The organism is Pseudoalteromonas sp. (assembly GCF_036960685.1).
Taxonomy (GTDB): domain Bacteria; phylum Pseudomonadota; class Gammaproteobacteria; order Enterobacterales; family Alteromonadaceae; genus Pseudoalteromonas.
On the sequence record NZ_JBALXK010000015.1, the window covers coordinates 12,810 to 26,980 of the forward strand.

Consider the following 14,171-nt stretch of genomic DNA (forward strand, 5'->3'; position numbering starts at 1 on the left):
ATCATTTATCAAGAGCTCAAATTAAAGACATAAAAAAGCCCGCTGATTTAATTAAATCAGCGGGCTTTTTATCAGGTAAAACTTTAACCTAGATGTCGTTTAATAACGCATTTGCCTTAGCAACTAAGTTCTTTACGGTAAAACCAAAATGCTCTAGTAATACAGCACCCGGTGCTGACTCACCAAACGTAGTCATACCTAATACATCGCCATCTTGGCCAACATATTTATACCAAAAATCACTGTGTGCGGCTTCTACGGCAATTTTAGCAACACCTGCTGGCAATACACTTTGGCGGTAAGCTTTATCTTGCAAGTCAAACTGATTGGTTGATGGCATAGAAACAACGCGAACTTGCTTGCCTTGAGCTGTTAGTTCAGCTGCTGCATTCACCGCTAATTCAACTTCAGAGCCAGTCGCCATTAGAATAAGTTCTGGCGTTTGCTCCGATTCAACTAAGGTATAGCCACCTTTTGCAACATTGGCTAATTGCTCTTTTGCACGTGGCATTGCTTTAGTGCCTTGGCGACTAAAGATCAACGCACTAGGCCCTGCTTCATTGATCAGAGCTTGACGCCATGCAACGGCAGTTTCAACCTCATCACATGGGCGCCAAGTAGTCATGTTAGGCGTCATACGCAGGTTGGCAATTTGTTCAATCGGCTGATGAGTTGGGCCATCTTCACCTTGACCAATTGAATCATGGGTGTACACAAAAATGCTGTGTGCTTTCATCAATGCCGCCATACGCACTGCGTTACGAGCGTATTCCATAAACATTAGGAAGGTTGCACCAAACGGAATAAATCCACCATGTAGCGCAATACCATTCATAATCGCGCTCATGCCAAACTCGCGTACGCCATAAAATACATAGTTACCGGCAGCGTCATCTTGCAAGCCTTTGGCGTCAGGCCATAAGGTTAAATTTGACCCTGCTAAATCGGCTGAACCACCCATTAGCTCCGGCAAGTGCTCAGCGAAGAAGGTAATGGCATTTTGTGATGACTTACGTGTTGCAATGTTTTGCATATCGTCTTGGCATTTTGCAATGTATTGATCAGCAATTTCTGCAAAGTTGCTCGGTAATGATTTAGCTGTTACACGACGATTAAACTCTTTACTTAGCTCTGGGTGCGCTTTGCTGTATGCTGCAAACGTTTGTTGCCAAGCACTTTCTAAGTCTTGACCTTTAGCTTGCGTGTTCCACTCATTATATACATCTTGTGGAATTTCAAATGCTGGATGTGGCCAATTTAGTTGCTCACGAACCGCAGCAATTTCATCATTACCCAGTGGTGAACCATGACAATCGTGACTACCTGATTTATTAGGTGAGCCGAAACCAATCACTGTTTTACAACAAATAAGCGTCGGTTGCTCAGGGTTCGCTTGCGCTGCTTCAATTGCACTGGCAATCGCGGCCATGTCATGGCCATCAACACCACGAATAACTTGCCAACCGTATGATTCAAAACGCTTTGGCGTATCGTCAGTAAACCAGCCCTCTACTTCACCATCAATTGAGATGCCATTGTCATCCCAAAAAGCAATCAGTTTGCCTAACTTTAAAGTACCGGCTAATGAACATGCTTCGTGAGAAATACCTTCCATCAAACAACCATCGCCTAAAAAGCAATAAGTAAAGTGATCAACGATATCAAAATGAGGCTTATTAAATTGCGCTGCTAAGGTTTTTTCAGCAATTGCCATACCTACCGCATTAGCAATACCGGCCCCGAGTGGCCCTGTTGTTGTTTCAACCCCAGGTGTATAACCGTACTCTGGGTGACCAGGCGTTTTTGAATGTAATTGGCGAAACTGCTTGATGTCTTCAATGCTAACGTCATAACCACTTAGGTGTAATAACGCATATTGCAACATTGAACCATGGCCATTTGACAATACAAAACGGTCGCGGTTAACCCAATTAGGGTTAGATGGGTTGTGGCGATGAAAGTTTTGCCAAAGTACCGCGGCAATATCGGCCATTCCCATTGGCGCACCGGGGTGGCCAGAGTTAGCTTTTTGAACGGCATCGACAGCAAGCATGCGAATTGCATTAGCAGATTGAGAACTGGGCAGAGTCATCTTTTCTTATCCTGTTAATATTATATTATAAATAATATCTCAAAATGTAATATAAATAGCAATCAGAAATCACCAGAACTCGCTAAAAACTGCATATTAGGCAGCCTAATATGCAGTTTTCCTAGTTATTTTTATAGAGCTTAACTCTTTTTTGTACAAAGAGCAGACAGTCAGGGGAAATGAGAAACCATGAAATAATGTGTAGTGTGCCTTGTAGGAGAGCGCTTTAGCGCCGAATAGCTAAAGATAGCATCGCGCCCAATCTGCGGGATACGATACCTAACCTAGCACCTAACCGCTTTCTATATCACTGCTCTAAAGCGCAGCGCCTCATAACCTCTTTGTGAATACATCACTTAAAATCATTTTGCACAAAGAGAAGTGAATGAGAGTAAATGAGAAGACAAAAGGTAACGAGCTGCGGCTTATCCTAGCGCCAGTTCCTACTATAGTAACAAGTGTTTCTTGGTAGCTTGGTGTTTATGAATGTAGGCGTAGAGCTTGCTCACGAGAAAAGCGAAGCTTTTAAATTGTAGGTCGTGCTTTAGCACAAAAAATGTAACCCTGCCTGTTTGTGTGACTAGTAGTAATTACACATGGCCTTGTACCGCTGGGCAAACTGTCGTGGGTTTCCTCAATGAATACAATGTCGATGGTCATCAAAACGGGTTATTCAAATACCAAAATACTTCGACTAATTCGCCATGGAATACTATGTCAGTCCAGATCAGTATTCTTTGATTTATTAATGATGTAGGCCAGACATTCTGGCCTTTTTATATTTCTAAATACGAATGTTAACACCAGTACTTTTGTCTTGCATGATAGACATAGCGGATTCTAACATCTTCAAAGTAGCCTCGTCATTGCGTGACAGTGCGCCTTGGATGCCATCACGCGTTTTTTGAATGAAGTTATATCGTGTTTCATCACTGTGTGCACCTGCCAGTTCGCCTCCATTTACTGGTATTTTCATAGTCATAGCCATGAAAGGCCTGCCGTCATCGAGAGACATTTCTCCATTGCGGATTTGAGTGTTGGCCCAGTCCCGCATTTCTTGCCGGGTCATACTAGTGAAATCCGCCTGTTTTGTGCTGCTGTCAGTCTTATTATTGTCTGTTTGTGCTGCTGTTAATGCAGCCGAAAATGACGTTGAGGCCTCTGTTGAAGGCTTGGTACGCTGGTTCCCATTAAAATAATGTACGTTTGCATCAACTCGCATAGGTTCTTTTCCTTAGTGTGATCGTATGAGTGATATTAAGTGCAAAACCTGCGCCATAATTATACACTTATAGTCTATTGAAAACGCCTTTAAAAAGTTTATTTAAATTAAGTTGTTGAAGGTAATTCATCGTAAAGTGAAAGGCTTAATACAGAGGTGTTGGACGGCAAAGACTTTCCGGTAACTGGAATATTTACTAATAGGCTTGGCTCGTAGGCCTTAAATTATTCAGGATAAAGCCTAATAAAAGAAGGTTTTTAAATAAGCAATATTAAAGTGAAATATTGGGATCGAGGTTGATACAAAAATGAGGGATTCATGCTCGGCATTCGGCCATTTAAACTTATTGTTTTCTAATCGCTTATGCCACAAAGCAAACCCCGTTTTATCCCAGTAAAGGATTTTGAGTTTATCTTTGCTTTTGTTGCAGAAGATAAATAAAGCACCGGACATCACATTTAAATTCATTTCAGCGACAACAATATTAGCTAAACCATTAATCGATTTTCGAAAGTCCACCACTGGGCGGTGCAGGTAAATGTCACTTGGCTCAACAAACATTTTCATTTAACTAAACCTCTAATCAAATCAGACAAATACTGTGCAGAGGTTGAACCTGGCAATTTTAATTCTCCAACCTGCAAAGTCAATGTGATATGGGCAGGCTCAACGATTTCTTGCAAACGGGTTTGTTCAGTTTGAATGGTCACTTTGCTGAAACTAGATTGGGCGGTTAATTGTTTGCGGTACTTATAAAAAGTGGACGTTGCTAAGTTATTTTGCTGGCAAAAATCTTGTATGTTTAAACCAGAGCCTGGTTGTCGGCGAATTAAATCTAGCCATTGTTGTGTTCGATTGGTTTGCATAACTCACTCCTGTTATTAAAAAGAAATGAGCTTAGCGAATATAAAATAAATGTTTAGGTGTGGTTTAGCCGACGGTTACACAGCTTGCTGCCCTTGCTGTGCTTTATGATCTGCATTAGTGGCTTTATCTGAGGTTGCTAAGGCATTTTGTGCAACTTGCTCAATGGCACTACTCATTTGCGTAATTGCAGTGGCAATCATGGCTGATTGTTGCTCTTGCTCAGTAGCGGTAGTGGCCACTTGCTCACTGATTGAATTCATTTCTTCGGCTGCGGACGACAGTGTTAGTGTTGCCCCCGTTACATCCGTCACTAAAGTATGAATACGCGACAACATATGATTAAAATTACGAGCAGTGTCCGCAATTTCATCGTTACCGAGTACATTTGCTCTTATTGTTAAATCTGCATTACTGGCAATTTGGCTAATTGTATCGCGCAGTGCCATCAATGGGTTTTGAATCGAACGATAAATAAAGTAGCCAATGACCAATAACAAAATAATTAGTACCGATACTAACAACTTCATGACTAAGCTAATTAATCTAAGGGATCCCCAGAAATAATCATTAAGTTTCAATTACATCACTCACATCCATATTTTTCCAATCGAGTTGCACTACCACCTGTACGAAATAGGCTAGTCCTGCCAAATAATCTCGCCGTCGCAGTTTAATGGACTGTTTTTTGAAGTATCGCAGCCCAACAAATGCCCATGACACTACTCGTCTTTTTTTGGTTGAATTAGCTTGAAAAGCGCCTGTCTTTCCTGCTTTGTCTATCACTGCCCCCAGCATCATTGAGAACCAATGAGCCAGTGTGGCAAGCAGCAACAGTATGTCTAATCGATAGAGTTTGTTTGTCCTGTGCAGATCTGAGCCTAAGCCGAACCTAACACTTTTTTGATCTCGAAATCCTGCTTCTATCTGCATTCTCATACCATATAATTTGAGTACTTTTTCGAGAAAGTGGTGCCTCTTTGGAAGAGAAGAAACGAGTAGCCAAGGCTCCTTATAACCACGTTTTTTATCTCTTTTTAATAACTTATGTCCCTTGCCAACCAGCACTGCATGAGTTTGATATTTTGCACTTTTGGTCAACTCGGTCGCGCCAAGATACTGGCTCTTACGTTGATTGCTCTTGAATAGTGACTGGCATGGAACAAACTCATCGCTGCCCTGCGTTTTCAAATGTGCCGTACCTCGAACACGGCTAATATGATGCCAGCCATTGTTTCGCACGGCTTTGAGCCAAGGAACTTTAAAGCCCGCATCCGTCACAATTACGGGCCGGCAGTCACCCGGCAAAATCAGTTTGAGCATCTTTAAGAACCGTTTTTGAACTTTTGGGCAATGATATTGAAAACTGAATGCACTTTCCTGATACAGGGTCAAAGAACGACCTTCACTGGCAATGCTGGCACGCAGAATACAGTATTTGGTTTGTGTATCTGCATGACTCCAATCAACCAAAATGACGGGATGCTTTTCAGTGACCACAAAACGGCTTAAGCGAACATAAACCGATGTCGACTCACGCAAAAGCTCGTGGTTATTGAGTAGTCGATCAATACGTTTAATATCATGTTTTTCAGTTGTTTTTGAATCCAAATTGCGACCAATAGATGTCAAGGTGCATTGCTGACAGTGCAAAAGAGATTTAACGGCAGCGACTAGAGTATTAAATCTGGCTTTATGAATAGAGTTAGGGGTGACAGCGCGGAGCATATTGTGCAAAATAGTAGACGCATTCATGGTGTTTAGTTCTGTTGTTTTTAAGCGATTCATAAGATCACAAAACACCATGAATGTTCCCTCACTACCCATATTTTTTAACACTATTAGTTCATTGATATATAAAGGCTAATTTTGGGGATACTTTAGCTAATTAATGCAAAATTTTCATCTGCTTGATTTTTAAACTGGTTAGCTTCCTCTAGTTGCAGATCTATTAACGCTTGATAGCTTGCACTGAGCGGGTCAAATACACTATATAAATCAGTAACAAACTGTTGTTGAGAAAGGGAGTCAAAGGTCCCATTACGTATTTGACTTAACAAGTTTTCAAGGTGCTGTTGAACAGGAGCCAGCTTTTGTTCAACAGTCGCCGTTAAGCCTTTTTCTTTGTTGGTTAACTCCGTACTAAGATAATTTTCCCACTCTTTATCGGCGGTATTTTTCGCTTTTTCAACAGCGCTCAACAATGCAGCTTGAGTCACCGTGCCCGCCCAGAATTTATGAAATAAATCAACAATATTAACGGCATAGTTATCGGATACCGTTTTTATCTGCTTCAACGGTACGACACGATTATTGTATAAATCATCAATTCCTTTGACTAATCCTCCCATAGTGTTAATCGAAAATATCGCAGTAATCATAAAAATTATTACCGGTAAAATTGCTAACACAATCAAACGAGAACGAACCAAGTAGTTATTTAACATAGTATTCCAACGACTGCACCTGTAAAAATTAAAGTATAATACTTAATTTGCAAGCTTCTCGTTATTTTGTAATCTTTTTTGCAATAATTAATCTGTATTTAGCTTTTCTGTTATTGTTGAACTAGATTATAAAAGAATATAGAAAGTGTAATTTTAATGGGGTTTGATCATGGCTAAAACACTGATCCGAACATGTACATATTTAATCGTTTTTGCCTTTGGTTTTGCTGCAGGTATATATGCTTTGCCAATATTAACAGCACCTGACGGCCCCAGCCAGTTAGAGCTCGCAAACCATGCACAGCAGGCATTATACAAAGGTGAGTTTAGAGATGATCTGGCAGGCTCCGATAGCTTTCATTATGGAGTTGGCGAAGTTCGGTTGACTAATAGCGCGATTTCTTTTGCTGGTACATTAAGCCCAGGCCCGGATTATCAATTGTATTTGGCCAATCGTTTTATTGATAATGAAGCTGATTTTTTGGCTTATAAAGGTACTATGACACGTGTTGCCAGCGTTAAAACCTTTGATGGTTTTATAGTCACAGTGCCGCAAGGAATAAATATTGCTGACTTTAATACTGTGATTGTCTGGTGCGAAAGTTTCAATGAATTCATCAGCGCTGCACAATACCAATAAAAGTTAATTATCGGCTTGGTTCAAATCCATCATACTGGGTTAAATCACTGTTTAACAACTCCCAATTAGCCTTTGAACTAACAAAGTTATGACTAATTGGCCGCTCAGTAATATCGCTATCAAGAATACCCAGCCTTAACCTTAAGCGTGATATATCATCTAGGTTTTCACTGAAGACGGGGCTGCCGCAGGCACTACAAAAATGACGAATACGCCCTGGCTTAAATTCAAATGCCGTTAAATTATCTTGGCCCTTAACGACTTTAAAATCAGCGCGATTAATAAACCCGTTAGTGGCAAATGCAGTACCGCTGGACTTACGACACAACGAGCAGTGGCAATGAATAATACTGTCGATTGGGCCATCAACTTGAATCGCTACTTTTTTACACAAACAACTTCCTTGATACATTCACTTTCCCCGATGTTTTTTAAAAATATAACATAAGCCTCTTGTTTTAAATACAAAAAAAGCCGCCTTTGGAGAGGGCGACTTTGGAGAATAACAGTCATGGGTGTATGGCTGCTAAATCAAGAGTAGTTAAGCAGCTTCAGTGCTTTGTTCACTGTGGCGAATTAAATAATCAAACGCCCCTAAACTAGCCGTTGCACCACTGCCCATAGCAATAATGATTTGCTTAAATGGGGTATTTGTTGCATCCCCAGCACCATAAACCCCTGGCAGTGAGGTTGCTCCTTTGGCGTCTATTAAAATTTCACCAAATTGACTGAGTTCAAGCTCACCACCTTTTAACCATTCGGTATTGGGTATTAAACCTATTTGTACAAAAATACCTGCCAGCGTTAACTCTTTGCTATCGCCCGTCACACGATCAGTGTAAGTCAGTCCAGTTACTCGCTTACCATCACCTAACACTGCTGTCGTCTGCGCATTCTTAATAATAGTAATATTTTTTAAGCTTTTCGCTTTACGAATAAGTACTTCATCGGCACGCAAGGTATCAGCAAATTCAAGTACCGTAACGTGTTCAACAATGTTTGCTAAATCAATGGCGGCTTCAATGCCCGAATTACCACCACCAATAACAGCAACCGGCTTACCTTTAAATAATGGCCCATCACAATGTGGGCAATACGCCACACCATGGCCTCGGTATTGTTGCTCACCCGGTACGTTCATTTCACGCCAGCGCGCGCCCGTAGCAAGCACTAACGACTTAGCTTTAAGCGTAGCGCCGTTTTCTAGCGTAATTTCATAGCCATTGCTAGCACGCTGAAGATTGGCTGCGCGTTGATTATACATCACATCTACATCGTATTCTTTAACATGCTCTTCAAGTTGAGCGACCAGTTTTGGTCCTTGCGTAGCTTGCACAGAAATAAAGTTCTCAATTGCTAAGGTATCAGCAACTTGGCCACCAAATCTATCGGCAACAATGCCTGTATTAAGCCCCTTGCGCGCTGAATAAATTGCCGCCGATGCGCCTGCGGGACCACCACCGACAACCAGCACGTCAAATTGCGCTTTCTCACTGAGTGACGCGGCTTGGCGTGCCGCCCCTTTTGCATCAACTTTATTAAGAATGTCAGTCAGGCTCAATGCACCTTGACTAAATGGTTCACCGTTTAGGTATACCGCTGGAACAGCTAAAATGTTGCGCTCTTCAACTTCGTCTTGGAATAACGCACCATCAATCATAGTGGCTTTAATTTGGCTATTAGTAGCCGCCATAGTATTGAGTGCCTGTACAACCTGCGGGCAAGTTTGGCAGCTTAAACTAATGTAAATTTCAAAATTAAGCGCTTGATCCAGTGATTGTATTTGTTCAATGTCTTCTGCCTTCGCTTTGCTTGCGTGGCCGCCGGTATGTAATAAGGCTAACACTAAACTAGTGAATTCATGTCCCATTGGTACACCGGCAAAAGTGATATAGGTCTCTTTTAACGAGGAATGTACAACCATAGAAGGACGGCGAGCGTCAATATCAGGGTTGTTCAATACTGTAATTTTATCGCTTAACGATGCGAGATCGTGAGCCAAGTTTTCAAGTTCTGTTGATTTGTTGCTGTCATCCAAGGCGATAAGCAGCTCAACAGGTTGAGTAAGCGATTCAAAATGGCTTTTTAATTGATTTTTAATGTTGTTATCTAACATGGCTGCGCCCTTGTTTTCAGCGAAAGAAAACCCACCACATGCTAATGTGCTTAAAAATCGCGTGGTGGGAGTTGTTAGCGCGACTTAAGCCGCGCTTAATGTAGCTAAGCTACAGATTAGCAATTAAATTTTGCCAACTAGGTCAAGTGAAGGTGCAAGTGTGTCTTCACCTGGCTGCCAAGAAGCTGGACATACTTCACCATCGTGCGTTGCAATGTACTGGGCTGCTTGTACTTTACGAACTAGCTCTTTGGCGCTACGACCGATGCCTAAGTCGTGCGTTTCAATTACTTTGATTTCGCCTTCCGGGTTCATTACAAACGTACCACGAAGTGCAAGACCTTCCTCTTCAATCATCACGCCGAAGTTACGTGTAATACGACCCGTTGGATCGCCAATCATTGGGTAAGTGATTTTACCGATTGTGTCTGACGTGTCGTGCCATGCTTTATGAGTAAAGTGTGTGTCAGTAGATACTGAGTACACTTCAACGCCCATCTCTTGAAGCTGTGCGTAATGATCCGCAATATCACCTAATTCCGTAGGGCACACAAATGTGAAATCTGCTGGGTAAAAGAAGAAGATTGACCACTTGCCCAGTACATCTTTTTCAGATAGCTCTACAAAGTCACCATTGTGGTATGCAGTTGCGTTAAAAGGTTGGATTTTTGTGTTAATTAATGAAGTGCTCATAGTATTCCTCATTTATATATAAAAGTATTTAAGTTACTCAACACAGCCTATTAAAGGCCTTCTGCGTTGGCTTGATTAGTACAATAAGGCGAAAGGAAAATTAAATAAAATTGATTGTTTAGATTAATTCAATCGATTTTTAGGATTAAACTATTTAATTACAGTATTCGTATTTTCTTTGTTGTTCATAATGCTGCTACAATAGCGGCGCTTAAAATATGCAAACAAGGGCATGCTGTTATGGAAAAATTTGTTAACCACATTCAACTTGGCTATCTAGGTCTGCTGCCCTTTTTAGGTTGTGTTGCTTGGCCGCTTTTATTAGGCAGCAATAGCGTAAACTTAGAATTTTTCACTTTTTATAGCATCGCGATATTGGCTTTTATGGCAGGTAATTTATGGCGGGCAGGTTCGCAAAATTATAGTGACGCAATTAAAGCAGTCGCACCGATTATTCCAATCCCTTTCTTATCATTTTTACCGACTGAATGGATGTTAGCTTGGTTGGGGCTTAGCTTTTGGCTAGTCCTGTTATTTGAAAAAACCACCCTGCAATGGCAGAGCTACCATGCTGATTATCAGAAAATGCGCTTTGTATTAACGTCAGTGGTGTTCGTTTGCCATGTTTTTGTAATTGGTATTAGTTTATACCCTAACTAACTCGCCCTTTAAAACGGATTAATGTACCATCCGGGCTCTGCTTTTTGAGGATAAACTATGATAGACCAATTGCGCCAACAGCTTGATCAACTCGGTGAAAACTACGTTGAAAAAAACGCTCACTTCAAAATTAAAGTGATCCCTTTTTTTTGTGCGATTCAAATTAAAAAAGATCACAAAGGTGAAGGTCGGCTTTCATTTTATTCCAATCAATGGCTCGAAATTGCACTAGTCGTGCTGTTTTTACTGTTTGGTTTGATGCTATTTGACACCAATGCAGGCTTTACCCATGGTCCAATTCATATTGCAGTTGCGGTATTAATCAGCTTCAATTTAATCATCAAACAGATTGCCATAGAAGGACTAAAAACTCGCCTCGCTTTTTGCCGTTTGGTTGAGCATGACGCTAAAAAAACACCTGCAGAATAATGTATTTAAATCCAAATTGGCGCATCCTTACGGTTGGCGATGGTGATTTATCGTTTTCCTATGCTTTAGCAACTGATATCAAACCAACTAAATTGGTTGCTTCAACCTATGACGATGCAACCACACTTACCAAAAAATATACTGATAACGCGTTAACTGCACTTAAGGCAAGCAATGTAACTGTATTAAATAGCTTTGATGTAACAAACCCAAAAACCTGGCAACGTCTAAACGGTGAGTTATTTGATATGGTGGTGTTTCAATTTCCACTTATCCCTGCATTTGTTGGGCAAGCGGCTTTTCGAGAAAATACGGCCAGTATTAATACACTTAACCGCGCATTACTGCATCAATTTATTAAATACGCCACTGACTTTGCTCTAGATAAAAATGGCCCTATGCTTTGCTACATCACGTCTAAAGATGTAAAGCCGTATCGTGAGTGGAATATTGAAGGCAGTGTAAACAAGGGACTAGCGGCTCGTTACCTTGGTCAAATGCCATTTGATATTAGCTTATTTCCCGGTTATAAAATTCGTAACGTTGACCGTGATAAACACGTTAAAGACACCAGTGGTATTAGTTATGTTTTCAGCCCTAAAACCGTGCCTGAAGTGGAGAGCAAATTAACCATACCAAGCTACCTAACCGCAGACAGTTGCCCACTTTGCCGTGTAGGCCCCTTTCACGGCGAAGAAGATAAACAAAAACACCTATTAGCTAAAAAGCATCAACAAATGTTAGCCTTTGAAGCAGACTGGCAAGCATGGCTTGCACAATTTAATCCTCAGGAGTAATCATGAATTTTGTAATCGTCGGCACCAATTTTATTAGTGATACTTTACTTGCGGCTGCAAAAACCGTCAGCGACTTTACACTTTATGGCGTGTGCTCACGAGCCACTGAAAGTGGCGCAGCTTTTTTAGCTAAACATGCAATCAGTGATGCAAAAATATTTACCAATATTGAACAAGTGTGTGCCGATGAGAATGTTGATGCGGTGTATATTGCAGCGCCAAATAGTTTGCATAAAAGCTATGCTGTAGCCTGTTTAAATGCAGGTAAACACGTATTAGGTGAAAAACCGGCTGCCGCTAATAGCCAAGAATTAGCTGCGATTTTAACCGCAGCAAAGCGCAATAATCGCCTCTACATGGAAGCGATGATGACCACTCATCTACCAAATTTCACGGTATTACGCCAAGCAATTGAGAAAATTGGCGTTCCTCGTAAATACATTGGCCAATACAGTCAATATTCATCTCGTTACGATAAATACAAAAATGGCGAACGCCCTAATACGTTTTTACCTGAGTTTGCCAATGGCGCTTTGGTCGATTTAGGGGTATATCCACTGTATATTTTAATTGCGCTATGGGGAGCACCAAACAGCGTACAAGCCAGTGGGGTATTGCTTGAAACAGGTGTTGATGGCGCCGGTGATGTGTTACTTAATTACAGTGATAAGCAAGCAGTGATCAGTTATTCAAAAATATCTCAAGGTGACAATTTTACTGAGATCCAAGGTGAAAAAGGCCGTATTCGCATAGAGGCTGTTTCGTTGTTAAAACGTATGCAGTTTATCGCCAACGATGGCACTGTAGAAGAATTATCACAGCCATTTGATGAGCATTTTATGCGTCACGAAGTTGCCCATTTTATTGCCACGGCAAAAGCCAATCAATTAGAGTCGTCAGTCAATACTCATCAACTGAGTATAGATGTTATGCATGTGCTTGATAAAACAAGGCAGCAGCTTGGCGTGAGTTATCCAGCTGACCAACAATAATATTCATACCCTGTAAGCCTCATATTATTGAGGCTTACTGCTCAACAAACTAAAGAAGGCATCAACTCTCTTGCTGCTTTCGTGTTTATTGCCGCTTTAATTTTTAGGTTATTTAAAATTATACTAAGTAAGTTTAAACTCAGTTAACTTTATAACTATAAATATTGATAAGTACGCCAAGGTTACGATAACTCGCTGTGACTTTAGTTTGAGCGTTAATAGACGCCTACAAGCTGCCTTATTTAATTTATAAAATTACCAAACTTTTACCGCAAATATTTACCCTCTTGCAAAAAAACAAGTAAAATCGCCAGCAATACCTCTTTGCGCCACTATAAGGACTGTGATGCAACGCACTATTCCGCCCTTTTTTATTGCTGTTATTTGCGTACTATTAGCTATGGTTACCATTCAATCAGGTGCTTCAATCGCGAAACAATTATTTCCGCTAATCGGCCCAGAAGGAACAACAGCACTTCGCCTCGGTTTTTCTGCTGCTATTTTATGTTTAGTATTTCGTCCTTGGAAGGCATTTCCACCACTTGGTCAACGTATGCCCATCGTGATCTATGGTTTATGCCTAGGCGGTATGAACATATTATTTTATTACGCCATTGCGCGTATTCCGCTAGGTATTGGTGTTGCACTGGAATTTACCGGCCCCCTTGCGGTGGCGCTATTATCATCACGTAAAAAGCGAGATTTATTCTGGGTTGCATGTGCAATTGCAGGTATCGTACTGCTATTACCAGATATGAGCGGTGAAGAAAGCCTTGATCCAGTGGGTGTCATTCTTGCACTCGGTGCCGGTGCTTGCTGGGCAGGCTATATCTTATTTGGCAAAAAAACCGGCAATCAAGGCTCCGGTGGCATGACTGTCGCGCTTGGGATGAGTGTTGCCGCTATAGTGCTCGTGCCATACGGGGCAATCAGTCAAGGTATGGCTCTACTTAGTTGGGAAGTGCTGCCTTTAGGTATATTGGTCGCAGTGATGTCAAGCGCACTGCCCTATACTCTAGAAATGGTGGCACTGCGTAATATGCCTGCGCAAGGTTTTAGTATTATGATGAGTTTGGAGCCTGCGATTGCTGCGATGGCGGGATTTATAATTTTAGCTGAGTTACTAAGTATCTGGCAGTGGTTGGCAATTTTATTAGTGATCATAGCGTCAGTTGGCAGTTCAATATCCGCAACTAAAAATGAAGTTTAGCAAACGGCC

At 41.2% G+C, this 14,171-nt stretch carries 17 protein-coding genes; 7 read left to right on the plus strand and 10 right to left on the minus strand.

Going from position 1 to position 14,171, the window contains the following annotated elements:
• Positions 1-88 precede the first annotated feature (88 nt).
• Positions 89-2,092, minus strand: a complete 2,004-nt coding sequence (gene tkt / locus V7783_RS13280; protein ID WP_283709087.1) for a transketolase — start codon at positions 2,090-2,092, stop codon at positions 89-91.
• 501 nt (positions 2,093-2,593) lie between these two features.
• Between tkt and V7783_RS13285 the strand changes: the two genes are divergently transcribed.
• Positions 2,594-2,833, plus strand: coding sequence for a DUF4879 domain-containing protein (locus V7783_RS13285; RefSeq protein ID WP_335679120.1), 240 nt, complete (start codon positions 2,594-2,596; stop codon positions 2,831-2,833).
• Positions 2,834-2,876: 43 nt separating this feature from the next.
• On the opposite strand, the gene V7783_RS13290 is transcribed toward V7783_RS13285, so the two are convergent.
• From V7783_RS13290 to V7783_RS13315, 6 genes are all read right to left on the minus strand, one after another.
• The gene (locus tag V7783_RS13290) at positions 2,877-3,314 is read right to left on the minus strand and encodes a hypothetical protein (protein ID WP_335679121.1); all 438 of its coding nucleotides are present in this window, start codon (positions 3,312-3,314) and stop codon (positions 2,877-2,879) included.
• Positions 3,315-3,554: 240 nt separating this feature from the next.
• Positions 3,555-3,881 (minus strand): IS66 family insertion sequence element accessory protein TnpB, encoded by a 327-nt coding sequence (gene tnpB / locus V7783_RS13295; protein ID WP_335679122.1) that lies wholly within the window; start codon positions 3,879-3,881, stop codon positions 3,555-3,557.
• Positions 3,878-4,180 carry an IS66 family insertion sequence element accessory protein TnpA gene (gene tnpA, locus V7783_RS13300; RefSeq protein WP_036956872.1) on the minus strand — a complete coding sequence of 101 codons (303 nt, stop codon included), beginning with the start codon at positions 4,178-4,180 and terminating at the stop codon, positions 3,878-3,880. Before tnpA ends, tnpB begins: the two co-directional genes overlap by 4 nt.
• 75 nt (positions 4,181-4,255) lie before the next feature.
• Positions 4,256-4,708 (minus strand): methyl-accepting chemotaxis protein, encoded by a 453-nt coding sequence (locus V7783_RS13305; RefSeq protein ID WP_335679123.1) that lies wholly within the window; start codon positions 4,706-4,708, stop codon positions 4,256-4,258.
• 40 nt (positions 4,709-4,748) lie between these two features.
• The gene (locus tag V7783_RS13310; protein ID WP_335679124.1) at positions 4,749-5,966 is read right to left on the minus strand and encodes an IS4 family transposase; all 1,218 of its coding nucleotides are present in this window, start codon (positions 5,964-5,966) and stop codon (positions 4,749-4,751) included.
• Between the two features lie 92 nt (positions 5,967-6,058).
• Positions 6,059-6,625, minus strand: coding sequence for an MCP four helix bundle domain-containing protein (locus V7783_RS13315; RefSeq protein WP_335679125.1), 567 nt, complete (start codon positions 6,623-6,625; stop codon positions 6,059-6,061).
• Between the two features lie 169 nt (positions 6,626-6,794).
• Between V7783_RS13315 and V7783_RS13320 the strand changes: the two genes are divergently transcribed.
• Positions 6,795-7,265: a DM13 domain-containing protein gene (locus V7783_RS13320; RefSeq protein ID WP_301562944.1), complete on the plus strand. Its 471-nt coding sequence runs from the start codon at positions 6,795-6,797 to the stop codon at positions 7,263-7,265.
• Positions 7,266-7,272: 7 nt separating this feature from the next.
• Here the strand turns inward: V7783_RS13320 and V7783_RS13325 are convergent, their stop codons facing one another.
• The 3 genes from V7783_RS13325 to ahpC form a co-directional block, all read right to left on the minus strand.
• Positions 7,273-7,677 (minus strand): GFA family protein, encoded by a 405-nt coding sequence (locus V7783_RS13325; RefSeq protein ID WP_335679126.1) that lies wholly within the window; start codon positions 7,675-7,677, stop codon positions 7,273-7,275.
• Between the two features lie 129 nt (positions 7,678-7,806).
• Positions 7,807-9,381, minus strand: coding sequence for an alkyl hydroperoxide reductase subunit F (gene ahpF, locus V7783_RS13330; RefSeq protein ID WP_335679127.1), 1,575 nt, complete (start codon positions 9,379-9,381; stop codon positions 7,807-7,809).
• 123 nt (positions 9,382-9,504) lie between these two features.
• Complete coding sequence (ahpC, locus tag V7783_RS13335; protein WP_192542415.1) at positions 9,505-10,074, minus strand: alkyl hydroperoxide reductase subunit C; 570 nt, start codon at positions 10,072-10,074, stop codon at positions 9,505-9,507.
• Positions 10,075-10,314: 240 nt separating this feature from the next.
• On the opposite strand from ahpC, the gene V7783_RS13340 reads away from it, so the two are divergent.
• The 5 genes from V7783_RS13340 (at position 10,315) to V7783_RS13360 (ending at position 14,162) form a co-directional block, all read left to right on the plus strand.
• Entirely contained in the window at positions 10,315-10,734 is a 420-nt protein-coding gene (locus V7783_RS13340) for a DUF3429 domain-containing protein (protein WP_192542416.1), read from the plus strand.
• Between the two features lie 57 nt (positions 10,735-10,791).
• Positions 10,792-11,163, plus strand: a complete 372-nt coding sequence (locus tag V7783_RS13345; RefSeq protein ID WP_064665213.1) for a hypothetical protein — start codon at positions 10,792-10,794, stop codon at positions 11,161-11,163.
• Positions 11,163-11,960 carry a class I SAM-dependent methyltransferase gene (locus tag V7783_RS13350; protein WP_192542417.1) on the plus strand — a complete coding sequence of 266 codons (798 nt, stop codon included), beginning with the start codon at positions 11,163-11,165 and terminating at the stop codon, positions 11,958-11,960. Before V7783_RS13345 ends, V7783_RS13350 begins: the two co-directional genes overlap by 1 nt.
• Before the next feature lie 2 nt (positions 11,961-11,962).
• Positions 11,963-12,952 (plus strand): Gfo/Idh/MocA family protein, encoded by a 990-nt coding sequence (locus V7783_RS13355; RefSeq protein WP_283709080.1) that lies wholly within the window; start codon positions 11,963-11,965, stop codon positions 12,950-12,952.
• A gap of 346 nt (positions 12,953-13,298) precedes the next feature.
• Positions 13,299-14,162 carry a DMT family transporter gene (locus tag V7783_RS13360; protein ID WP_335679128.1) on the plus strand — a complete coding sequence of 288 codons (864 nt, stop codon included), beginning with the start codon at positions 13,299-13,301 and terminating at the stop codon, positions 14,160-14,162.
• Positions 14,163-14,171 lie beyond the last annotated feature (9 nt).

What these genes read in the sequence shown, in the direction of transcription:
- V7783_RS13355 (WP_283709080.1), top strand. Translation starts at nt 11,963, where the DNA reads ATGAATTTTGTAATCGTCGGCACCAATTTTATTAGTGATACTTTACTT.
- V7783_RS13310 (WP_335679124.1), bottom strand. Translation starts at nt 5,966, where the DNA reads ATGAATCGCTTAAAAACAACAGAACTAAACACCATGAATGCGTCTACT.
- V7783_RS13345 (WP_064665213.1), top strand. Translation starts at nt 10,792, where the DNA reads ATGATAGACCAATTGCGCCAACAGCTTGATCAACTCGGTGAAAACTAC.
- tkt (WP_283709087.1), bottom strand. Translation starts at nt 2,092, where the DNA reads ATGACTCTGCCCAGTTCTCAATCTGCTAATGCAATTCGCATGCTTGCT.
- tnpB (WP_335679122.1), bottom strand. Translation starts at nt 3,881, where the DNA reads ATGAAAATGTTTGTTGAGCCAAGTGACATTTACCTGCACCGCCCAGTG.
- V7783_RS13305 (WP_335679123.1), bottom strand. Translation starts at nt 4,708, where the DNA reads ATGAAGTTGTTAGTATCGGTACTAATTATTTTGTTATTGGTCATTGGC.
- V7783_RS13320 (WP_301562944.1), top strand. Translation starts at nt 6,795, where the DNA reads ATGGCTAAAACACTGATCCGAACATGTACATATTTAATCGTTTTTGCC.
- V7783_RS13340 (WP_192542416.1), top strand. Translation starts at nt 10,315, where the DNA reads ATGGAAAAATTTGTTAACCACATTCAACTTGGCTATCTAGGTCTGCTG.
- ahpF (WP_335679127.1), bottom strand. Translation starts at nt 9,381, where the DNA reads ATGTTAGATAACAACATTAAAAATCAATTAAAAAGCCATTTTGAATCG.
- V7783_RS13360 (WP_335679128.1), top strand. Translation starts at nt 13,299, where the DNA reads ATGCAACGCACTATTCCGCCCTTTTTTATTGCTGTTATTTGCGTACTA.
- V7783_RS13350 (WP_192542417.1), top strand. Translation starts at nt 11,163, where the DNA reads ATGTATTTAAATCCAAATTGGCGCATCCTTACGGTTGGCGATGGTGAT.
- ahpC (WP_192542415.1), bottom strand. Translation starts at nt 10,074, where the DNA reads ATGAGCACTTCATTAATTAACACAAAAATCCAACCTTTTAACGCAACT.
- tnpA (WP_036956872.1), bottom strand. Translation starts at nt 4,180, where the DNA reads ATGCAAACCAATCGAACACAACAATGGCTAGATTTAATTCGCCGACAA.
- V7783_RS13315 (WP_335679125.1), bottom strand. Translation starts at nt 6,625, where the DNA reads ATGTTAAATAACTACTTGGTTCGTTCTCGTTTGATTGTGTTAGCAATT.
- V7783_RS13325 (WP_335679126.1), bottom strand. Translation starts at nt 7,677, where the DNA reads ATGTATCAAGGAAGTTGTTTGTGTAAAAAAGTAGCGATTCAAGTTGAT.
- V7783_RS13290 (WP_335679121.1), bottom strand. Translation starts at nt 3,314, where the DNA reads ATGCGAGTTGATGCAAACGTACATTATTTTAATGGGAACCAGCGTACC.